This is a genomic window from Blastococcus saxobsidens DD2, from assembly GCF_000284015.1.
Lineage (GTDB): Bacteria > Actinomycetota > Actinomycetes > Mycobacteriales > Geodermatophilaceae > Blastococcus > Blastococcus saxobsidens_A.
Window position 1 is genome coordinate 4,146,541 of sequence record NC_016943.1, and the last position, 20,563, is coordinate 4,167,103.

A 20,563-nucleotide genomic window follows, 5' to 3' on the forward strand; every position below is an offset into this window, starting at 1 on the left:
GCAGCTCACGGGTGGGTGCGCTCATGAGGGTCAGAGGTCCTTACCGGTGCGCCGCGAAACCCGGATGTTGCGGCCTTCCTCGTCCTTGCGGTAGCCGACCCGGGTCGGCTTGTCCTCGGAGTCGATCACCATCACGTTGCTCACGTGGATGGGCGCCTCCTGCGTGACGATCCCGCCCTGCTGGGCGCCGCGCTGCGTCGAGCTGATACGGGTGTGCTTCTTCACCCGTCCGACACCTTCCACCAGCACCTTCTGGAGCTTGGGGTAGGCGGCGATGACCCGGCCCTTCGCGCCCTTGTCCTTGCCGGACAGCACGAGGACGGTGTCGCCCTTCTTGACCTTCATCGACGGGGTCTTCCCGCTCTGCGCACTGGCAGCCATGATCACAACACCTCCGGGGCGAGCGAGATGATCCGCATGAAGCGCTTGTCGCGCAGCTCCCGGCCGACCGGCCCGAAGATGCGCGTGCCGCGCGGGTCGCCGCTGTCACGGATGATCACCGCGGCGTTCTCGTCGAAGCGGATGTAGGAGCCGTCAGGACGACGGCGCTCCTTCACCGTGCGGACGATGACGGCCTTGACCACGTCGCCCTTCTTGACTCCGGCACCCGGCAGCGCGTCCTTGACGGTGCCGACGATGACGTCGCCGATGCCCGCGTAGCGTCGCCCGGAACCGCCGAGCACGCGGATGCAGAGGATCTCCTTCGCACCGGTGTTGTCGGCGACTCGCAGCCGCGACTCCTGCTGGATCACGTCCTACTCCCAAAACTCGTGGTGACAGCCGGGCCGGAACGGTGAACCGGCTGTCCGGAACCCGCGTGCGGACGCACCGGCGGCAGAAGCCACCGGTGCGTCCGACTGCGGAGACCGGGATGTGGCGCGCGACCGGGGTGCGCGCCAGTCGTTCAGAGTACTCCTACCCGTTGCAGCCCCGGAGGGCCGGGGCGGGCACGAGGCCTTCGCTACTTCGCCTTCTCCAGGACCTCGACCAGCCGCCACCGCTTGGTGGCGGACGTCGGCCGGGTCTCCATGATCTGCACGCGGTCACCGACGCCGGCGACCCCCTGCTCGTCGTGGGCCTTCAACTTGCTCGTCCGGCGGATGACCTTGCCGTAGAGGCCGTGCTTCACGCGGTCCTCGACCTCGACGACGATGGTCTTCTCCATCTTGTCGCTGACGACCAGGCCCTCGCGGAGCTTCCGGTAGCCCCGGCCGGCCAGGCCGGGACCGGTGGCCGACGTCTGGGTCTCGCTCATGCCACACCCTCACTCGGGGCGACCGAGAGACCCAGCTCGCGCTCGCGCATGATCGTGTAGATCCGGGCGATGTCGCGGCGGACGGTCTGCAGTCGCCGGTTGTTGTCCAGCTGGCCGGTGGCCACCTGGAACCGCAGGTTGAACAGTTCTTCCTTCGACTCGCGCAGCCGCGAGGCGAGCTCGTCAGCCGAGAGCTCGCGCAGCTCGGGAGCGGTCAGACCAGCGGCCATCACACTTCTCCTTCACGCGTGATGAAGCGACACTTCATCGGCAGCTTGTGGATCGCACGGCGCATGGCCTCACGGGCCACGGGCTCGGCGACACCGGACAGCTCGAACAGCACGCGGCCGGGCTTGACGTTGGCCACCCACCACTCGGGCGAGCCCTTGCCGGAACCCATGCGGGTCTCGGCCGGCTTCTTGGTCAGCGGACGGTCCGGGTAGATCGAGATCCACACCTTTCCGCCACGCCGGATGTGCCGGGTCATCGCGATACGCGCGGACTCGATCTGCCGGTTGGTGACGTAGGCGGGCTCGAGCGCCTGGATGGCGTACTCACCGAAGTTGATCTCGGTGCCGCCCTTGGCCCGGCCCGACCGGCTCGGGTGGTGCTGCTTGCGGTGCTTGACGCGCCGTGGGATGAGCATGGCTCAGCTCTCCGTGTTCTGGGCGGGCGGGTTCGGAGCCACGGCCTCGGCGGCGGCGGTGCCCTGCGGACCCGCGGCCTCGGCGACGGTCTGCTCGGGCGCGACCTCGCCGGAGGTCTGCGCCACGGTGCTCTCGGCGGCCGCGGTGTCGGCGACCGGCCCGGAGGACTCGACGGCGGCGCGGCCGGCCTCGGTCCCCCCGGCGGTGGTGCCGGAGGAGCCCGAACGGCGCTGCGGACGCTGGGCCCGCTCACGACGCTGCTGGCGGTCGGCGAGCGCCTCGAGGGCCGCACGCTCGGCGCGGGAGCCGCTGACGTCACCCTTGTAGATCCACACCTTGACGCCGATGCGGCCGAAGGTGGTGCGGGCCTCGTAGATGCCGTAGTCGATGTTCGCGCGGAGCGTGTGCAGCGGCACCCGGCCCTCGCGGTAGAACTCCGACCGGCTCATCTCCGTGCCGCCCAGGCGACCCGAGCACTGCACCCGGATGCCCTTGACCTGCGGGCTGCGCTGCGCCGACTGCATCGCCTTGCGCATGGCACGACGGAAGCTGACGCGGCTGGACAGCTGCTCTGCGACGCCCTGGGCGACGAGCTGCGCATCGGACTCGGGGTTCTTGACCTCGAGGATGTTCAGCTGCACCTGCTTGCCGGTGAGCTTCTCCAGCTCCCCGCGGATGCGGTCGGCCTCGGCACCGCGCCGGCCGATGACGATGCCCGGCCGGGCGGTGTGGATGTCGACGCGGACCCGGTCGCGGGTGCGCTCGATCTCCACCTTGGAGATGCCGGCCCGCTCCATGCCCTTGGACATGAGCTTGCGGATCGCGACGTCTTCCTTGACGTAGTCCTTGTACAGCTTGTCCGCGTACCACCGGGACTTGTAGTCGGTGGTGATCCCGAGCCGGAACCCGTGCGGGTTGACCTTCTGACCCACTAGCGGGTCCCTCCCCTCGTGTTGTTCGTCTGCTGGGTGGCCGGGCCGGACTGGCCGGTGTCCCGACGCGCCTTGCGCGACTTCTGCGCGAGCTCGGCGCTGGTGGCGACCTCGCTCACCTCGACGGTGATGTGGCTGGTCCGCTTGTTGATGCGGAACGCCCGGCCCTGGGCCCGCGGACGGATCCGCTTGAGCGTGGGGCCCTCGTCGACGTAGGCCGCGCTCACCACCAGGGCAGCCGGGTCCAGCTGCAGGTTGTGCTCGGCGTTGGCCACCGCGCTGGCGACGACCTTGGCGACCGGCTCACTGGCCGACTGCGGAGCGAACCGCAGCAGCGCCAGGGCCTCGTCGGTCGGCAGGTAGCGGATGAGATCCACCACCCGGCGGGCCTTCATGGGGGTCACGCGGACGAACCGGGCCGTAGCCCGGGCGACCGGCGCCTCCTGTCCCAACTGGGAAGTCATCTGAATCTCTCTCTACCTGGTCAGCCCCGCCGCGAGCGGCGGTCGTCCTTGATGTGCCCGCGGAAGGTGCGCGTGGGCGCGAACTCCCCGAGCTTGTGCCCGACCATCGCCTCAGTGACGAACACCGGGACGTGCTTGCGGCCGTCGTGCACCGCGAGGGTATGACCCAGCATGTCCGGGATGATCGTCGAGCGGCGTGACCAGGTACGGATCACGTTCTTGGTGCCCTTGTCGTTCTGAGCGTCCACCTTCTTGAGCAGGTGGTCGTCGACGAACGGGCCCTTCTTCAGGCTGCGTGGCATAACGGACTCTCCATAACCGCCGGGGAACCCGGGCTCAGCGCTTCTTGTTGGTGCGCCGGCGGCGCACGATCAGGGCGTCACTGGCCTTCCGCTTGCGCGTCCGGCCCTCCGGCTTGCCCTTCGGGTTCACCGGGTGGCGACCACCGGAGGTCTTGCCCTCACCACCACCGTGCGGGTGGTCGACCGGGTTCATGGCGACACCACGGACGGTCGGGCGCTTGCCCTTCCACCGCATCCGGCCGGCCTTGCCCCAGTTGATGTTCGACTGCTCGGCGTTGCCCACCTCGCCGACGGTCGCGCGGCAGCGCACGTCGACGTTGCGGATCTCGCCCGACGGCATGCGCAGCTGCGCGAACCGGCCTTCACGGGCGACCAGCTGGACGCTGGTACCCGCAGAACGGGCGATCTTGGCGCCGCCACCGGGACGGAGCTCGATGGCATGAACCACGGTGCCGACGGGGATGTTCCGCAGCGGCAGGTTGTTGCCCGGCTTGATGTCGGCCGCGGGCCCGCACTCCACCGTGTCGCCCTGCTTCAGTTTCGCCGGCGCGAGGATGTAGCGCTTCTCGCCGTCGGCGTAGTGCAGCAGTGCGATCCGGGAGGTGCGGTTCGGGTCGTACTCGATGTGCGCGACCTTGGCCGGCACGCCGTCCTTGTCCGCCCGGCGGAAGTCGATCAGCCGGTAGGCGCGCTTGTGACCACCACCCTGGTGGCGGGCGGTGACCTTGCCGTGGACGTTGCGCCCGCCACGACCGTGCAGCGGCCGGACCAGCGACTTCTCGGGATGGTCGCGGGTGACCTCGGCGAAGTCGGCGACGCTGGAGCCGCGGCGGCCCGGCGTCGTCGGCTTGTACTTGCGGATAGCCATGGGTCGTGAGTCCCTGTCTGTTCTCTCTGGTCCGGTCGGTGGTCGGGTCGCTTACGCGCCCGGGCCGCCGAAGATCTCGATGCGGTCGCCGGGGGCGAGGGAGACGATGGCGCGCTTGGTGTCCTTGCGCTTGCCCATCTGCGTGCCCCGGCTGCGCTTGCGCTTGCCCTGGCGGTTGATCGTGTTCACGCCGAGGACCTTCACCTTGAAGATCTGCTCGACCGCGATCTTGATCTGCGTCTTGTTGGCCTCGGGCAGCACGATGAAGGTGTACTGGTTGCTGTCGAGCAGCCCGTAGCTCTTCTCGGAGATGACCGGGGCGAGCAGGACGTCCCGGGGATCGCGGACGCTCATGCCTTCTCCTCGGTGGTCTCTTCGACGGTGCCCTCACCGACGGCGGGGGCGATGGACGGAACGCCACCGGGGATCTCGTGGGTGGCGAGGTCCGGCAGGTCGGTGCTCGAGCGCTTGCCCTTGACCGGCCCGGCGACGAACTCGGCCAGCGCGGCCTCGGTGAAGATGACCTCGTCGGACACCAGCACGTCGTAGGTGTTCAGCTGGCCGGCCTCGATGAGGTGGACCTCAGGCACGTTGCGCAGGCTGACCCAGTTGAGGACGTCGTCCCGGTCGAGGACGATCAGGACCCGCTTGGCCTGGGTCACCGCGTTCAGCGTGGCGAGAGCGGCCTTCGTCTTCGGGGCGTCGCCGTCCACGAAGGCTGAGACCACGTGCACCCGGCCCTCACGAGCCCGGTCGGAGAGCGCACCGCGCAGCGCGGCGGCCTTCATCTTCTTCGGCGTCCGCTGGGTGTAGTCCCGCGGCTGCGGGCCGTGCACGATTCCACCGCCGGAGAACTGCGGAGCGCGGATCGAGCCCTGACGGGCCCGCCCGGTGCCCTTCTGCCGGTACGGCTTCACGCCACCACCGCGGACCTGGGCCCGCGTCTTGGTCGCGTGCGTGCCCTGGCGGGCCGCGGCCAGCTGGGCCACGACGACCTGGTGCATGAGCGAGACGTTGGCGTTGGCGTCGAAGAGCTCACCGGGGAGCGTGACGCTGCCGGAAGTCTCCCCCGCCGGGGTGCGCACGTCGACCTGGCGGTCGGTGCGCGTCTCGGTGGACTGGGTCACTTGTCGTCACTCCCCACGGGGCCACCCTTGACGGCCGAACGGACCAGCACGAGGCCGCCCTTCGGGCCGGGGATGGCGCCCTTGATCAGCAGCAGGCCCCGCTCGGCGTCCACCCTGTGGACGTTGAGCGAGAGGGTCGTGGTCTTGACCGCGCCCATGCGACCGGCCATGCGCAGGCCCTTGAAGACCCGGCCGGGGGTCGACGCGCCACCGATGGAACCGGGGGCACGGTGCTTGCGGTGGGTGCCGTGGCTGGCGCCCAGACCCTTGAAGCCGTGGCGCTTCATGACACCGGCGGTGCCCTTGCCCTTGCTGGTTCCGATGACGTCGACCTTGGCCACGCCGTCGAAGACCTCGGTGGTCAGCTCCTGGCCGACCGTGTAGTTGCCGGCGTCCTCCGTGCGCAGTTCCACCAGGTGCCGCCGCGGCGTCACGCCCGCCTTGGTGAAGTGCCCGCCCTCGGGACGGTTCACCTTGCGCGGGTCGATCTCACCAAAACCGAGCTGGACGGCGGAGTAGCCGTCGACCTCGGGGGTGCGCACCTGGGTCACCACACACGGGCCCGCCTTGACGACGGTCACCGGCACGAGACGGTTGTTCTCGTCGAAAACCTGGGTCATCCCCAGCTTCTCGCCGAGGAGACCGCGAAATGTGCTCGCCATGTCTGCTGACTGCCCTTACTGAATGTTGACGTCGACCGAGGCCGGCAGGTCGATGCGCATGAGCGCGTCCACCGTCTTCGGCGTCGGGTCGAGGATGTCGATGAGCCGCTTGTGCGTGCGCATCTCGAAGTGCTCGAACGAGTCCTTGTACTTGTGCGGCGAGCGGATCACCGCGTACACGTTCTTCTCCGTCGGCAGCGGCACGGGGCCGACCACTCGGGCTCCGGTCTTGGTGACCGTCTCCACGATGCGTCGCGCCGAGGCATCGATCGCCTCGTGGTCGTAGGCCTTCAGCCGGATGCGGATCTTCTGTCCCGCCATCGCTGTCTTCTGCTCCTGCCGATCGGTTGTGAAAGTTCGAGTGGGTCTGTTGACCCGTCTGCGGGTGCTGGTGAGGGAACCCGCACCCTGGCCGGGCGGCGACCGGCCAGCGGCCGCCGCCCGTCCGAGGTGTTACTTGTTGATCTTGACGACCCGGCCGGCGCCGACGGTACGGCCACCCTCGCGGATGGCGAAACGCAGGCCCTCCTCCATGGCGATGGGCTGGATGAGCTCCACCGTCATCTCGGTGTTGTCGCCCGGCATGACCATCTCGGTGCCGGCCGGCAGGGTCACGACGCCGGTGACGTCCGTCGTCCGGAAGTAGAACTGGGGACGGTAGTTGTTGAAGAACGGCGTGTGACGGCCACCCTCGTCCTTCGAGAGGATGTAGACCGAACCCTCGAAGTTGGTGTGCGGGGTGATCGAGCCGGGCTTCACGACGACCTGGCCGCGCTCCACGTCCTCGCGCTTGATGCCGCGCAGGAGCAGACCCACGTTGTCGCCGGCCTGACCCTGGTCGAGCAGCTTGCGGAACATCTCGACGCCGGTGACGGTCGTCTTCGTCGAACCCTCACGGATACCGACGATCTCGATCTCCTCGGAGACCTTGACGATGCCGCGCTCGACGCGACCGGTGACGACGGTGCCACGACCGGTGATCGTGAAGACGTCCTCGACGGGCATGAGGAACGGCTTGTCGATCTCGCGCTCCGGCTCCGGGATCGCGGTGTCGACGGCGTTCATCAGCTCCATGAGCTTGTCGCCCCACTCGGCGTCGCCCTCGAGGGCCTTCAGCGCCGACACGCGGACCACGGGGACGTCGTCACCCGGGAACTCGTACTCGGAGAGCAGCTCGCGGACCTCGAGCTCGACGAGCTCCAGGATCTCCTCGTCGTCGACCATGTCGGCCTTGTTGAGCGCCACGACGATGTAGGGGACGCCGACCTGGCGGGCCAGGAGGACGTGCTCCTTGGTCTGCGGCATCGGGCCGTCGGTAGCGGCCACGACCAGGATGGCGCCGTCCATCTGCGCCGCACCGGTGATCATGTTCTTGATGTAGTCGGCGTGCCCGGGGCAGTCGACGTGCGCGTAGTGCCGGTTCTCGGTCTGGTACTCGACGTGCGCGATCGAGATCGTGATGCCGCGAGCCTTCTCCTCGGGCGCCTTGTCGATCTGGTCGAACGCCGAGGCCTCGTTGAGGTTCGGGTACTTGTCGTGCAGGACCTTGGTGATCGCCGCGGTCAGCGTCGTCTTGCCGTGGTCGATGTGCCCGATGGTGCCGATGTTGACGTGCGGCTTGGTCCGCTCGAACTTGGCCTTGGCCACTGGGTTCCTCTCCTCGTGGTTACGCAGGTGGTGCGTGCTCTGGGGTGGGGCTCTGCTCGGAGAACGCGGACGCTGGGCCCGCATTCCGGTTACTCGCCAGTTACTCGCCGGTCACCTTGGCGGCGACCATGGCTCGGTTCCGGGAACGCTGCGCTCCTCGGGCCGCCGACGGCCCTGCGATGCTCACTCCCCCGTCACCTTCGCGATGATCTCCTTGGCGACGTTGGCCGGGACCTCGGCGTACGAGTCGAACACCATCGAGTAGCTCGCCCGTCCCTGGGTGCGGCTGCGCAGGTCGCCCACGTAGCCGAACATCTCCGACAGCGGCACCAGGGCCTTGACGACGCGGGCGCCGGAGCGCTCCTCCATCGCCTGGATGGTCCCGCGGCGGGAGTTGAGGTCGCCGATGACGTCGCCCATGTTGTCCTCGGGCGTCGTCACCTCGACCGCCATCAGCGGCTCGAGCAGGGCCGGGCTGGCCTTGCGCGCCGCCTCCTTGAAGGCGATCGAACCGGCGATCTTGAAGGCCATCTCCGAGGAGTCGACCTCGTGGTACTGCCCGTCGAGCAGGCTCGCCCGGACGCCCACCATCGGGTAGCCGGCCAGCACGCCGTACTGCATGGCGTCCTGCATGCCCTGGTCGACCGAAGGGATGTACTCCTTCGGGATGCGGCCGCCGGTGACCTTGTTCTGGAACTCGTAGGTCGCCGAGTCGGCAGTCATCTCGAGCGGCTCGATCGCGATCTGGACCTTCGCGAACTGCCCGGAGCCACCCGTCTGCTTCTTGTGCGTGTAGTCGTACCGCTCGACGGCCTTGCGGATCGTCTCGCGGTAGGCCACCTGCGGCTTGCCGACGTTGGCCTCGACGTTGAACTCGCGGCGCATGCGGTCCACCAGGATCTCCAGGTGGAGCTCGCCCATGCCGGAGATGACCGTCTGACCGGTCTCCTCGTCCAGCTTCACCTGGAAGGTCGGGTCCTCCTCGGCGAGCTTCTGGATCGCGGTGCCCAGCTTCTCCTGGTCGCTCTTGGTCTTCGGCTCGATGGCGACCGAGATGACCGGAGCGGGGAAGGTCATCGACTCGAGGATCACCGGCTTCTGCGGATCGCAGAGGGTGTCGCCCGTCGTCGTCTGCTTGAGGCCGTTGACCGCCACGATCTGACCGGCGCCCACGCCCGCGCGCTCTTCGCGCTTGTTCGCGTGCATCTGGTAGATCTTGCCGATCCGCTCCTTGCGGTCCTTGGTGCTGTTGAGCACCGCGGACCCGGCGTCGAGCCGGCCGGAGTAGACGCGGACGTAGGTCAGCTTGCCCAGGTGCTGGTCGGTCTGGATCTTGAAGGCCAGGGCCGAGAACGGCTCGTCCTCGTCGGCGTGCCGCAGGACCTCGGTCTCGCCGTCCAGGGCGGTGCCGACGATCGCCTCGATGTCCAGCGGGCTGGGCAGGTAGTCGACGACCGCGTCGAGGAGGGGCTGCACACCCTTGTTCTTGAACGCGGTGCCGGTGAGGACCGGGTTGACCTGGCCGCCGATGGTGGCCTTGCGGATGGCCGCCTTCAGCCGGTCGACCTCGATCTCCTCGCCACCGAGGTAGTCCTCCATCAGCGAGTCGTCGAAGTCCGCGATGTTCTCGAGCAGCTTCTCGCGGTACTCGGCGGCCTGGTCGGCCAGCTCGGCCGGGATCTCCTCGACCGCGTAGTCCTCGCCCATCTTGGTCTCGCCACGCCACGTGAGGGCCTTCATGGTGACCAGGTCGATGACGCCGATGAAGTCGGCCTCGGCACCGATGGGCAGCTGGAGCACCAGCGGGTTGGCCGCCAGCCGCTCCACCATCATGTCGACGCAGCGGAAGAAGTCGGCACCGGTGCGGTCGAGCTTGTTCACGAAGCACATGCGCGGGACGCCGTACTTCTCGGCCTGACGCCACACCTGCTCGGTCTGCGGCTCGACGCCGGCGACACCGTCGTACACCGCCACCGCACCGTCGAGCACCCGCAGCGACCGCTCCACCTCGACGGTGAAGTCGACGTGCCCGGGGGTGTCGATGATGTTGATGTCGTGACCGTTCCACGAGCACTTCGTCGCGGCCGACGTGATGGTGATGCCGCGCTCCTGCTCCTGCTCCATCCAGTCCATCGTGGCCGCGCCGTCGTGGACCTCACCGATCTTGTACGTGATACCGGTGTAGAAGAGGATGCGCTCGGTCGTGGTGGTCTTGCCGGCGTCGATGTGCGCCATGATCCCGATGTTCCGGGTCTTCCGCAGCTGGGCCTCGTTGCTGGCCATTACTTCTCCTCTTGGTTCTGGTCCGCGAGCGGGTTCCGGGGGTGGCCCGGACGTCCCGCCGGCCGCGGGTGCTGGTGGACGGACGTCACCAGCGGTAGTGCGCGAAGGCCTTGTTCGACTCGGCCATCTTGTGCGTGTCCTCGCGCCGCTTGACGGCGGCACCCAGACCGTTGCTCGCGTCGAGCAGCTCGTTCATCAGGCGCTCGGTCATCGTCTTCTCACGACGAGCCCGGCTGTACTGGATCAGCCAGCGCAGGCCGAGCGTGGTGCTCCGCGAAGGGCGCACCTCGACGGGGACCTGGTAGGTCGCGCCACCGACGCGGCGGCTGCGGACCTCGAGGGCCGGCTTGACGTTGTCCAGCGCGCGCTTGAGCGTGACGACCGGGTCGGTGTCGCTCTTCGCGCGGGCGCCCTCGAGGGCGCCGTAGACGATCGCCTCGGCGATCGAGCGCTTGCCATCGACCAGCACCTTGTTCACCAGCTGGGTGACCAGCTGCGACTGGTACACCGGGTCGGCGACCAGCGGACGCTTCGGCGCGGGGCCCTTGCGAGGCATTAGCTCTTCTCCTTCTTGGCGCCGTACTTGCTGCGTGCCTGCTTGCGGTTGCGGACACCCTGGGTGTCCAGCGAGCCGCGGATGATCTTGTACCGCACACCCGGGAGGTCCTTCACCCGGCCACCACGCACGAGCACCATCGAGTGCTCCTGCAGGTTGTGACCGACACCGGGGATGTAGGCGGTGACCTCGATGCCACTGGTGAGGCGGACGCGGGCGACCTTCCGCAGCGCCGAGTTCGGCTTCTTCGGAGTCGTCGTGTACACGCGGGTGCACACGCCGCGACGCTGAGGGGAACCCTTCAGCGCCGGGGTCGTGGTCTTGACGACCTTGTCCTCGCGGCCCTTGCGGACCAGCTGGTTGATCGTGGGCATGAGGGGCCTGGATCTCCTACCTGCGCTGGGGTGGTGCTGTCTGTTGGTCCTAGAGACTGTGCTGCTCTGCTGTGGTGCTCGGGTGCCGGCTCCTGGCGGAACCTTCCCGAACGCGGCCGTGTTCCGCCGTCCGGCCCCCGCGGTCGGGCGTGTCGCCCTTCCCGGGACCGGCCCGGTGTCGGACCGAACTCGGTTGCCCCTCGCGACTCGGCGCCGCCACCCTCCGGTCGGGCCGGATGGGCGGTCCCCGGCGGCCAGGAGGACGAGCCCTCCGGCTACCCAGGCGCACCGCGAACGGGAGCAGGCCCAGGGCACCCTGGGCACGGCTGACCACGATACCCGCGCCTTCGGAACGGGTCAAAGCCGGGTCCCTCACACCCGCGTCGACACGTCGACCGCGGTGAGGCGGGCGGGCGCCCGGAGCCCCGGACGCTACCGCCCGCTGCGGCTGCACGACAGCTCCGCGGCTCCCCCGCGCGCCGCCCGATACCGTGCGGACGGCGCCAACGGTGGTGCCGCGAGAACAGAGGAGAGCACGTGCGCATCGGCATCCAGGCCAGCTACAGCGGGGGCTTCCAGGAGACCGCGGCGGAGATCCGCGACCTGGAGGCCGCCGGTCTCGACCTCGCCATGGTGGCGGAGGTGTACACCTTCGACGCGGTGAGCCAGCTCGGGTACCTGGCGGCGGTGACGGAGCGCGTGGAGCTGCTCAGCGGCATCCTGCCCATCTACAGCCGAACGCCCGCCCTCACCGCGATGACGGCGGCCGGCCTGGACTTCGTCTCCGGCGGACGCTTCACCCTGGGCCTGGGCGCCTCCGGCCCCCAGGTGATCGAGGGCTGGCACGGGCTTCCCTACGACGCCCCGCTGCAGCGGACCCGGGAGATCGTGGAGATCTGCCGCCAGGTGTGGCGCCGGGAGCGGCTGGACCACGCCGGCAAGAAGTACACCGTTCCCCTGCCGGCCGACCAGGGCACGGGCCTCGGTAAGCCGCTGAAGCTGATCAACACTCCCGTGCGTGAGCGCATCCCGGTGATGCTGGCCGCCCTGGGCCCGAAGAACGTCGAGCTGGCCGCGGAGATCGCCGAGGCCTGGGAGCCGATCTTCTTCGTGCCCGAGAAGGCGGCCTCCGTGTGGGGCGACTCCCTCGCCGCCGGCAAGGCCAGGCGCGACCCCGCGCTGGGTGACCTGCAGGTCATCACCGGCGTCCCGGTGGCCATCGGGGACGACGTCGAGCCGCTGCTGGACTTCGTCCGGCCGGCGCTGGCGCTGTACATCGGGGGCATGGGCGCCCGGGGGAAGAACTTCTACAACGACCTCGCCGTGCGCTACGGCTACGAGTCCGAGGCCACGCTGATCCAGGACCTCTACCTGGACGGCAAGAAGGACGAGGCCGCCGCCGCGGTGCCCGAGGAGCTGGTGCGGGCGGCGTCGCTCATCGGTCCGGAGGGCCACGTCGCCGAGCGGATCGCCGCCTTCCACGAGGCGGGCGTGACCACGCTGATGCTGCAGCCGCTGGACGGCACCCGCGAGGGCCGGCTCCGGACGGTCGAGACCATGAAACGCCTCGCCGGCTGAAGGCGCCCGCGGGCGGCGCCTGCCGCCATCCTGGCTCACCTGGTGGGGTCCTGGCTCAGCGTCGACGGTGAGCCAGGACCCCTGACGATCAGGTGACCTGATCAACGAGGCGGCCGCGGACGCGACAGGGCCCCCAGATCCGGTTTCGGATCTGGGGGCCCTCTCGTCACTGCCTACCGGGGATCAGCCCCGCCAGTCGTACTCCTCGAGGCGCACGGCCTCGCCGGTGCCCTGACCGAAGACGTCCGGGCTGTAGTACTGCCCGTCCTCGTAGCCGGCCATGGTGTAGACGGCGGCACGCGCCTCCTCGGTCGGCTCGACCGCGATGTTCCGGTAGCGGCTGATGCCGGTACCGGCCGGGATCAGCTTTCCGATGATCACGTTCTCCTTGAGCCCGAGCAGGCTGTCGCTCTTGCCCTGGATCGCGGCGTCGGTGAGCACCTTGGTCGTCTCCTGGAAGGAGGCGGCCGACAGCCACGACTCGGTCGCGAGCGAGGCCTTGGTGATGCCCATGAGCACCGGACGGGCCGAGGCCGGCTCGCCGCCCTCGGCGACGACCCGACGGTTCTCGGTCTCGAAGATCGTCCGCTCGACCAGCGCACCCGGCAGGAACTCCGTGGCGCCCGAGTCGATGATGGTCACCCGCTTGAGCATCTGGCGGATGATCACCTCGATGTGCTTGTCGTGGATCGACACGCCCTGGCTGCGGTAGACCTCCTGGACCTCGCGCACCAGGTGCAGCTGCACCTCGCGCGGGCCCATGATCCGCAGCACCTCGTGCGGGTCGACGGCACCCTCGGTGAGCTGCTCGCCGACCTCGACGTGCGCACCGTCCTCGACGCGCAGCCGCGAGCGGCGCGACAGCTTGTCGTAGACGACCTCCTCGGAGCCGTCGTCCGGGGTGATGGTGAGCTTCCGGAACTGCTCGCCGTCCTCGATCCGGACGGTGCCGGCCAGCTCGGCGATCGGCGCCTTGCCCTTGGGCACGCGGGCCTCGAAGAGCTCGACCACGCGCGGCAGACCGTGGGTGATGTCCTCACCCGCGACACCACCGGTGTGGAACGTGCGCATCGTCAGCTGGGTGCCGGGCTCACCGATCGACTGGGCGGCGATGATCCCGACCGCCTCGCCGACGTCCACGAGCTTGCCGGTCGCCAGCGACCGGCCGTAGCAGGTGGCGCAGGTGCCCAGCAGCGACTCGCAGGTCAGGACGCAGCGGACCTTGACCTCGGACACCTGGGCGTCGATCAGCGTCTGGATGAGGACGTCACCCAGGTCGCTGTTCGCCTGGGCGATGACCGTCCCGTCCTCGGCCACCACGTCGGCGGCGAGGGCGCGGGCGTAGACGCTGGTCTCCACGTGGGCGTCACGGGTGACCGTGCCGTCCACGACGGTGCCGATCGGCATGAGGACGCCGCGGTCGGTGCCGCAGTCCTCCTCGCGGATGATGACGTCCTGCGAGACGTCGACCAGCCGGCGGGTGAGGTAGCCGGAGTCGGCGGTACGGAGCGCCGTGTCGGCCAGGCCCTTGCGGGCACCGTGCGTGGAGATGAAGTACTCCAGCACGGACAGACCCTCGCGGAAGTTCGCCTTGATCGGCCGCGGGATGATCTCGCCCTTGGGGTTGGCGACCAGACCGCGCATACCGGCGATCTGGCTGATCTGCATCATGTTGCCTCGGGCGCCCGAGTTGACCATGACCCAGACCGGGTTGGTGGTCGGGAAGTTGTCCACCATCGCCTGGCTGACCTCGGCCCGCGCGCGGGTCCAGATCTCGATGAGCTCCCCACGACGCTCGGCGTCGGTGATGACACCGCGCTCGTACTGGCGCTCGATCTTGGCGGCCTCGTCCTCGTGCCGGTCGAGGATCGCCTGCTTCGACGGCGGCGTGACGACGTCGTCGATGGCGATCGTGATGCCGGCCCGGGTGGCCCAGTGGAACCCGGCGGCCTTCAGCGCGTCCAGCGTCGCCGCGACCTGCACCTTGGGGTAGCGCTCGGCGAGGTCGTTGACGATCGCCCCGAGCTCCTTCTTCGGCACCTGGTAGTTGACGAAGCGGTAGTCCTCGGGCAGGGCCTCGTTGAACAGCACCCGGCCCAGGCTGGTCTGCACGAGCGCGGGAGCACCCGGCGTCCAGTCCTCCGGCTGCTCCCACGGCTCGTTCACCGTGCCGTTGTCGACGCCGTAGACCTCGTCCAGACGAATCCAGGCCCGCTCCTGCAGGGCCAGGTCGCCCTTGTCGTACGCCATGACCGCCTCGGCGGCCGACGAGAAGGCGCGCGGGTGACCGCCGTCGGCCTCCAGCGGCGAGGCCACCAGCGTCGTGAGGTGGTACAGGCCCAACACCATGTCCTGGGTCGGCGCGGTGATCGGGCGACCATCGGCCGGGCTCAGGATGTTGTTGCTCGACAGCATCAGGATCCGGGCCTCGGCCTGCGCCTCGGCCGACAGCGGCAGGTGCACCGCCATCTGGTCACCGTCGAAGTCCGCGTTGAACGCGGTGCAGACCAGCGGGTGGATCTGGATGGCCTTGCCCTCGACCAGCTGCGGCTCGAAGGCCTGGATGCCCAGACGGTGCAGCGTCGGCGCCCGGTTGAGCAGCACCGGGTGCTCGGTGATGACCTCTTCCAGCACGTCCCACACGACCGGGCGCGCACGCTCGACCATCCGCTTGGCGGACTTGATGTTCTGCGCGTGGTTGAGGTCGACCAGCCGCTTCATGACGAAGGGCTTGAACAGCTCCAGCGCCATCTGCTTGGGCAGGCCGCACTGGTGCAGCTTCAGCTGCGGGCCGACGACGATGACCGAACGGCCGGAGTAGTCGACGCGCTTGCCGAGGAGGTTCTGGCGGAACCGGCCCTGCTTGCCCTTGAGCAGGTCGCTCAGCGACTTCAGCGGGCGGTTGCCCGGGCCGGTGACCGGCCGGCCGCGACGGCCGTTGTCGAACAGCGCGTCCACGGACTCCTGGAGCATCCGCTTCTCGTTGTTGACGATGATCTCGGGGGCGCCGAGGTCGAGCAGCCGCTTCAGCCGGTTGTTCCGGTTGATGACCCGGCGGTACAGGTCATTCATGTCGCTGGTGGCGAAGCGGCCACCGTCGAGCTGCACCATCGGGCGCAGGTCCGGCGGGATGACCGGCACGCAGTCCAGCACCATGCCCATGGGCGAGTTGCGGGTCTGCTGGAAGGCCGCGACGACCTTCAGCCGCTTGAGGGCCCGCAGCTTGCGCTGGCCCTTGCCGCTGCGGATGGTCTCCCGCAGCGAGACGGCCTCGGCGTCGAGGTCGAAGCTCGCGAGCAGCTTCTGCAGCGCCGCGGCGCCCATGCCACCCTCGAAGTACTCACCGAAGCGGTCGCGCAGCTCGCGGTAGAGGCCCTCGTCGGCGATGAGCTGCTTGACCTCGAGCTTGCGGAAGGTGTCCATCACCTCGTCGAGGCGGTCGATCTCCCGCTGGGCGCGGTCCCGCAGCTGGCGCATCTCGCGCTCGCCGCCCTCGCGCACCTTGCGGCGCACGTCGGACTTGGCACCCTCGGCCTCGAGCTCGGCGAGGTCGGCCTCCAGCTTCTGCTGGCGGGCCTCGACGTCGGCGTCACGCCGGCCCTCGAGGTTGGACTTCTCGGCGCTGATCTCGGCCTCGATGGTCGAGAGGTCGCGGTGCCGCGCCTCGCCGTCGACCGAGGTGATCATGTAGGCCGCGAAGTAGATGATCTTCTCGAGGTCCTTGGGCGCCAGGTCGAGCAGGTAGCCCAGGCGCGAGGGAACGCCCTTGAAGAACCAGATGTGGGTGACCGGAGCGGCCAGCTCGATGTGGCCCATCCGCTCACGACGGACCTTGGCCCGGGTCACCTCGACGCCGCAGCGCTCGCAGATGATGCCCTTGAACCGGACCCGCTTGTACTTGCCGCAGTAGCACTCCCAGTCCCGGGTGGGACCGAAGATCTTCTCGCAGAACAGACCATCCTTCTCCGGCCGCAGCGTCCGGTAGTTGATGGTCTCGGGCTTCTTCACCTCACCGTGCGACCACTGGCGGATGTCGTCGCCGGTGGCCAGGCCGATGCGCAACTCATCGAAGAAGTTGACGTCGAGCAACGTGATGACCCCTTTCCGGGGATCGAGTACTGCACTTTCGAACTGATGGCTGAGGAGGGGTGCCGGCCGGCCCTGACTGCTCAGGACCGGCCGGCAACCGATCACACGTCTTCGACGCTGGAGGGCTCGCGGCGGGACAGGTCGATGCCCAGCTCCTCCGCGGCCCGGAATACCTCGTCGTCGGTGTCGCGCAGCTCGATCGCCTGCCCGTCACCGGACAGCACCTCGACGTTGAGGCAGAGCGACTGCAGCTCCTTGAGCAACACCTTGAACGACTCCGGGATGCCCGGCTCGGGGATGTTCTCGCCCTTGACGATCGCCTCGTAGACCTTGACGCGGCCGAGGATGTCGTCGGACTTGATGGTGAGCAGCTCCTGCAGCGCGTAGGCCGCGCCGTAGGCCTGCATCGCCCAGCACTCCATCTCGCCGAAGCGCTGACCACCGAACTGCGCCTTACCACCCAGCGGCTGCTGCGTGATCATCGAGTACGGGCCGGTCGAACGGGCGTGGATCTTGTCGTCGACCAGGTGCAGCAGCTTCAGGATGTAGACGTAGCCCACCGAGATCGGCTCGGGGAAGGGCTCCCCGGAGCGGCCGTCGAACAGCCGCGCCTTGCCGGTCTCCTTGACCATCCGGTCGCCGTCGCGGTTCGGGGTCGTGGAGCCGAGCAGCCCGACGATCTCCTCCTCGCGCGCACCGTCGAACACCGGCGTCGCCGTGCGCGTGCCCGGACCCGCCGACTTCGCGGCCTCGGGCAGGTTCTTCGCCCAGTCCGGGTTGCCCTCGACCTGCCAGCCCTGCTTGGCGACCCACCCGAGGTGGGTCTCCAGCACCTGGCCGACGTTCATCCGGCCGGGGACGCCGAGCGGGTTGAGCACGATGTCGACCGGGGTGCCGTCCTCGAGGAACGGCATGTCCTCCTGCGGCAGGATCTTCGAGATGACGCCCTTGTTGCCGTGGCGCCCGGCGAGCTTGTCGCCATCGGAGATCTTGCGCATCTGGGCGACGTAGACCCGGATCAGCTCGTTGACGCCGGCAGGCAGCTCGTCGCCGTCCTCGCGCGAGAACACGCGGACACCGATGACCTTGCCGGACTCCCCGTGCTTCACCTTGAGGCTGGTGTCGCGGACCTCGCGAGCCTTCTCACCGAAGATCGCCCGCAGCAGCCGCTCCTCGGGCGTCAGCTCGGTCTCGCCCTTGGGCGTCACCTTGCCGACGAGGATGTCGCCGGGGACGACCTCGGCGCCGATGCGGATGATGCCGCGCTCGTCCAGGTCGGCGAGCACGTCCTCGGAGACGTTCGGGATGTCCCGGGTGATCTCCTCGGCGCCGAGCTTGGTGTCGCGGGCGTCGACCTCGAACTCCTCGATGTGGATCGAGGACAGGACGTCGTCCTGCACGAGGCGCTGCGACAGGATGATCGCGTCCTCGTAGTTGTGGCCCTCCCACGGCATGAAGGCGACGAGCAGGTTCTTGCCCAGCGCCATCTCGCCCTGGTCGGTGCACGGCCCGTCGGCGATGACCTGGCCCACCTCGACCCGCTGACCCTCGTCCACGACGGGGCTCTGGTTGATCGAGGTGCCCTGGTTCGACCGGCGGAACTTCAGCAGCCGGTAGGTCTGCCGGGTGCCGTCGTCGGCCATGACGGTGACGTAGTCGGCAGTGGAGTCCTCGACCACACCGGCCTTCTCCGCCACGACGACGTCGCCGGCGTCGACGGCGGCGCGCAACTCCATGCCGGTACCGACCAGCGGGGCCTCGCTGCGCAGCAGCGGCACCGCCTGACGCTGCATGTTCGCGCCCATGAGCGCACGGTTGGCGTCGTCGTGCTCGAGGAACGGGATCATCGCCGTCGCGACCGAGGTCATCTGCCGCGGCGAGACGTCCATGTAGTCCACGTTCTCGGGGGCGAGGTAGTCGACCTCACCGCCCTTGGTGCGGACCAGGACGCGCTCCTCGGCGAGGCGACCCTGCGCGTCGAGCGGGCTGTTGGCCTGCGCGACGACGAAGCGGTCCTCCTCGTCGGCGGTCAGGTAGTCGATCTGGGTCGTGACGGTGCCGTTCTCGACCTTGCGGTACGGCGTCTCGATGAAGCCGAACGGGTTCACCCGGCCGAACGAGGACAGCGAACCGATCAGGCCGATGTTCGGGCCTTCCGGCGTCTCGATCGGGCACATGCGGCCGTAGTGGCTGGGGTGCACGTCGCGCACCTCCATGCCGGCCCGCTCGCGGGACAGACCGCCGGGACCCAGCGCCGAGAGGCGGCGCTTGTGGGTCAGGCCCGCGAGCGGGTTGGTCTGGTCCATGAACTGGGACAGCTGGCTGGTGCCGAAGAACTCCTTGATGGAGGCGACGACCGGCCGGATGTTGATCAGGGTCTGCGGCGTGATCGCCTCGACGTCCTGCGTCGTCATCCGCTCGCGAACCACGCGCTCCATGCGGGACAGGCCGACCCGGATCTGGTTCTGGATCAGCTCACCGACGGTGCGCAGGCGGCGGTTGCCGAAGTGGTCGATGTCGTCGGTGCCGTGATCGGGCTCGCCGGCGTGGAGCCGCACGACGTACTCGATGGTGGCGACGATGTCGTCCTCGGTCAGCGTCGAGGTGCTCTGCGGCACGTCGACACCCAGCTTCTTCTTGACCTTGTAGCGGCCGACCTTGGCGAGGTCGTAGCGCTTCGGGTTGAAGAACAGGTTCTCCAGCAGCGCCTGCGCCGACTCGCGCGTCGGCGGCTCGCCCGGCCGCAGCTTGCGGTAGATGTCGAGCAGGGCCTCGTCCTGCCCGGCGATGTGGTCCTTCTCCAGGGTGGCCAGGACGGTGGGCGACCACTGGAAGTGCTCGCGGATGCGGTCCTCGCCCCAGCCCAGGGCCTTGAGGAGCACGGTGACCGGCTGGCGGCGCTTGCGGTCGATGCGGACGCCGACGGTGTCGCGCTTGTCGACGTCGAACTCCAGCCACGCACCACGGCTGGGGATGACCTTGGCGCTGAAGACGTCCTTGTCCGACGTCTTGTCCAGGGTCTTGTCGAAGTAGACGCCGGGGCTCCGGACGAGCTGGGAGACGACGACGCGCTCGGTCCCGTTGATGACGAACGTGCCCTTGTTCGTCATGATCGGGAAGTCGCCCATGAACACCGTCTGGCTCTTGATCTCACCGGTGGTGTTGTTCATGAACTCGGCGGTGACGAACAGCGGCGCCGCGTAGGTCATGTCCTTGTCCTTGCACTCCTCGAGGGACGCCTTGACGTCCTCGAAGCGCGGGTTGGAGAAGGACAGCGACATCGAGCCGCTGAAGTCCTCGATCGGGGAGATCTCCTCGAGGATCTCGGCCAGGCCGCCGACGGCGTCGGCCTGCTCCTCGGGCGAGAGGGTGGCCCGCCAGTCGGGGCTGCCGACCAGCCAGTCGAACGACGCGGTCTGCAGCGCCAGCAGGTCGGGGACCGCGAGCGGCTCGGAGATCTTGGCGAAGGAGACGCGGATCGGGGCGCCAGGGATCTTCGCCTGGTCGGCCTCGCCGGTACGGGGACCCGAGACGGGAGACTGGTTCTGCTGGCCGAAGGGGCCGGATTCGGTGGTGCTGGGGTTGATGCTGGTGGGGCGAGAGCCTGCCAAGATGCGTCCTTCCAAGGACCTCACGACGTGCGGGCGGTGTGCTGCGGGGTCGTCCTGGGTCGTCGTCGGTAATGGCGAGGCTGTCCGCGACGGCCGGGATCACCCGCTACGACGGTCAGCGAGGGCAGTGTCCGGGGGATTCCCGGGCATCCGTCGTGACCCGTCTCG

Annotated in this window: 20 protein-coding genes; 1 reads left to right on the forward strand and 19 read right to left on the reverse strand. The window is 68.8% G+C overall.

What is annotated here, in order from left to right:
• Positions 1-30: 30 nt before the first annotated feature.
• The 17 genes from rplX to rpsL form a co-directional block, all read right to left on the reverse strand.
• On the reverse strand, positions 31-345 hold the full coding sequence (rplX, locus tag BLASA_RS19630) for a 50S ribosomal protein L24 (protein ID WP_014377982.1): 315 nt from the start codon (positions 343-345) through the stop codon (positions 31-33).
• A gap of 38 nt (positions 346-383) precedes the next feature.
• Complete coding sequence (gene rplN / locus BLASA_RS19635) at positions 384-752, reverse strand: 50S ribosomal protein L14 (RefSeq protein ID WP_014377983.1); 369 nt, start codon at positions 750-752, stop codon at positions 384-386.
• A 209-nt stretch (positions 753-961) separates the two neighbouring features.
• Positions 962-1,255 (reverse strand): 30S ribosomal protein S17, encoded by a 294-nt coding sequence (gene rpsQ / locus BLASA_RS19640; protein ID WP_014377984.1) that lies wholly within the window; start codon positions 1,253-1,255, stop codon positions 962-964.
• On the reverse strand, positions 1,252-1,485 hold the full coding sequence (rpmC, locus tag BLASA_RS19645; protein ID WP_014377985.1) for a 50S ribosomal protein L29: 234 nt from the start codon (positions 1,483-1,485) through the stop codon (positions 1,252-1,254). The genes rpsQ and rpmC overlap by 4 nt, the downstream gene beginning before the upstream one ends.
• Complete coding sequence (gene rplP, locus BLASA_RS19650) at positions 1,485-1,901, reverse strand: 50S ribosomal protein L16 (RefSeq protein ID WP_014377986.1); 417 nt, start codon at positions 1,899-1,901, stop codon at positions 1,485-1,487. The genes rpmC and rplP overlap by 1 nt, the downstream gene beginning before the upstream one ends.
• Positions 1,902-1,904: 3 nt before the next feature.
• On the reverse strand, positions 1,905-2,834 hold the full coding sequence (rpsC, locus tag BLASA_RS19655; protein WP_014377987.1) for a 30S ribosomal protein S3: 930 nt from the start codon (positions 2,832-2,834) through the stop codon (positions 1,905-1,907).
• Entirely contained in the window at positions 2,834-3,298 is a 465-nt protein-coding gene (gene rplV / locus BLASA_RS19660) for a 50S ribosomal protein L22 (RefSeq protein WP_014377988.1), read from the reverse strand. Before rplV ends, rpsC begins: the two co-directional genes overlap by 1 nt.
• 20 nt (positions 3,299-3,318) lie before the next feature.
• Positions 3,319-3,600, reverse strand: coding sequence for a 30S ribosomal protein S19 (gene rpsS / locus BLASA_RS19665; RefSeq protein WP_014377989.1), 282 nt, complete (start codon positions 3,598-3,600; stop codon positions 3,319-3,321).
• 34 nt (positions 3,601-3,634) lie between these two features.
• Positions 3,635-4,468: a 50S ribosomal protein L2 gene (gene rplB / locus BLASA_RS19670; protein WP_014377990.1), complete on the reverse strand. Its 834-nt coding sequence runs from the start codon at positions 4,466-4,468 to the stop codon at positions 3,635-3,637.
• Between the two features lie 51 nt (positions 4,469-4,519).
• On the reverse strand, positions 4,520-4,822 hold the full coding sequence (gene rplW, locus BLASA_RS19675; protein ID WP_014377991.1) for a 50S ribosomal protein L23: 303 nt from the start codon (positions 4,820-4,822) through the stop codon (positions 4,520-4,522).
• Entirely contained in the window at positions 4,819-5,595 is a 777-nt protein-coding gene (gene rplD / locus BLASA_RS19680) for a 50S ribosomal protein L4 (RefSeq protein WP_014377992.1), read from the reverse strand. The genes rplW and rplD overlap by 4 nt, the downstream gene beginning before the upstream one ends.
• Entirely contained in the window at positions 5,592-6,257 is a 666-nt protein-coding gene (rplC, locus tag BLASA_RS19685; RefSeq protein WP_041775862.1) for a 50S ribosomal protein L3, read from the reverse strand. The genes rplD and rplC overlap by 4 nt, the downstream gene beginning before the upstream one ends.
• Before the next feature lie 15 nt (positions 6,258-6,272).
• The gene (rpsJ, locus tag BLASA_RS19690) at positions 6,273-6,578 is read right to left on the reverse strand and encodes a 30S ribosomal protein S10 (RefSeq protein WP_014377994.1); all 306 of its coding nucleotides are present in this window, start codon (positions 6,576-6,578) and stop codon (positions 6,273-6,275) included.
• 132 nt (positions 6,579-6,710) lie between these two features.
• The gene (gene tuf / locus BLASA_RS19695; protein ID WP_014377995.1) at positions 6,711-7,904 is read right to left on the reverse strand and encodes an elongation factor Tu; all 1,194 of its coding nucleotides are present in this window, start codon (positions 7,902-7,904) and stop codon (positions 6,711-6,713) included.
• Positions 7,905-8,087: 183 nt separating this feature from the next.
• Positions 8,088-10,187, reverse strand: a complete 2,100-nt coding sequence (gene fusA / locus BLASA_RS19700) for an elongation factor G (protein ID WP_014377996.1) — start codon at positions 10,185-10,187, stop codon at positions 8,088-8,090.
• Positions 10,188-10,272: 85 nt separating this feature from the next.
• The gene (rpsG, locus tag BLASA_RS19705; RefSeq protein WP_014377997.1) at positions 10,273-10,743 is read right to left on the reverse strand and encodes a 30S ribosomal protein S7; all 471 of its coding nucleotides are present in this window, start codon (positions 10,741-10,743) and stop codon (positions 10,273-10,275) included.
• Entirely contained in the window at positions 10,743-11,117 is a 375-nt protein-coding gene (gene rpsL / locus BLASA_RS19710) for a 30S ribosomal protein S12 (RefSeq protein WP_014377998.1), read from the reverse strand. The genes rpsG and rpsL overlap by 1 nt, the downstream gene beginning before the upstream one ends.
• A gap of 537 nt (positions 11,118-11,654) precedes the next feature.
• Here rpsL and BLASA_RS19715 point away from each other — a divergent pair.
• Complete coding sequence (locus tag BLASA_RS19715) at positions 11,655-12,695, forward strand: LLM class F420-dependent oxidoreductase (protein ID WP_014377999.1); 1,041 nt, start codon at positions 11,655-11,657, stop codon at positions 12,693-12,695.
• 183 nt (positions 12,696-12,878) lie between these two features.
• Here the strand turns inward: BLASA_RS19715 and BLASA_RS19720 are convergent, their stop codons facing one another.
• Both BLASA_RS19720 and rpoB read right to left on the reverse strand, forming a co-directional pair.
• Entirely contained in the window at positions 12,879-16,784 is a 3,906-nt protein-coding gene (locus tag BLASA_RS19720; RefSeq protein ID WP_014378000.1) for a DNA-directed RNA polymerase subunit beta', read from the reverse strand.
• A gap of 101 nt (positions 16,785-16,885) precedes the next feature.
• On the reverse strand, positions 16,886-20,278 hold the full coding sequence (gene rpoB / locus BLASA_RS19725) for a DNA-directed RNA polymerase subunit beta (RefSeq protein ID WP_051005230.1): 3,393 nt from the start codon (positions 20,276-20,278) through the stop codon (positions 16,886-16,888).
• Between the last annotated feature and the right edge of the window lie 285 nt (positions 20,279-20,563).

What these genes read in the sequence shown, in the direction of transcription:
- rplX (WP_014377982.1), bottom strand. Translation starts at nt 345, where the DNA reads ATGAAGGTCAAGAAGGGCGACACCGTCCTCGTGCTGTCCGGCAAGGAC.
- rpsQ (WP_014377984.1), bottom strand. Translation starts at nt 1,255, where the DNA reads ATGAGCGAGACCCAGACGTCGGCCACCGGTCCCGGCCTGGCCGGCCGG.
- rpmC (WP_014377985.1), bottom strand. Translation starts at nt 1,485, where the DNA reads ATGGCCGCTGGTCTGACCGCTCCCGAGCTGCGCGAGCTCTCGGCTGAC.
- rplP (WP_014377986.1), bottom strand. Translation starts at nt 1,901, where the DNA reads ATGCTCATCCCACGGCGCGTCAAGCACCGCAAGCAGCACCACCCGAGC.
- rplV (WP_014377988.1), bottom strand. Translation starts at nt 3,298, where the DNA reads ATGACTTCCCAGTTGGGACAGGAGGCGCCGGTCGCCCGGGCTACGGCC.
- rpsS (WP_014377989.1), bottom strand. Translation starts at nt 3,600, where the DNA reads ATGCCACGCAGCCTGAAGAAGGGCCCGTTCGTCGACGACCACCTGCTC.
- rplB (WP_014377990.1), bottom strand. Translation starts at nt 4,468, where the DNA reads ATGGCTATCCGCAAGTACAAGCCGACGACGCCGGGCCGCCGCGGCTCC.
- rplW (WP_014377991.1), bottom strand. Translation starts at nt 4,822, where the DNA reads ATGAGCGTCCGCGATCCCCGGGACGTCCTGCTCGCCCCGGTCATCTCC.
- rplC (WP_041775862.1), bottom strand. Translation starts at nt 6,257, where the DNA reads ATGGCGAGCACATTTCGCGGTCTCCTCGGCGAGAAGCTGGGGATGACC.
- rpsJ (WP_014377994.1), bottom strand. Translation starts at nt 6,578, where the DNA reads ATGGCGGGACAGAAGATCCGCATCCGGCTGAAGGCCTACGACCACGAG.
- fusA (WP_014377996.1), bottom strand. Translation starts at nt 10,187, where the DNA reads ATGGCCAGCAACGAGGCCCAGCTGCGGAAGACCCGGAACATCGGGATC.
- rpsG (WP_014377997.1), bottom strand. Translation starts at nt 10,743, where the DNA reads ATGCCTCGCAAGGGCCCCGCGCCGAAGCGTCCGCTGGTCGCCGACCCG.
- rpsL (WP_014377998.1), bottom strand. Translation starts at nt 11,117, where the DNA reads ATGCCCACGATCAACCAGCTGGTCCGCAAGGGCCGCGAGGACAAGGTC.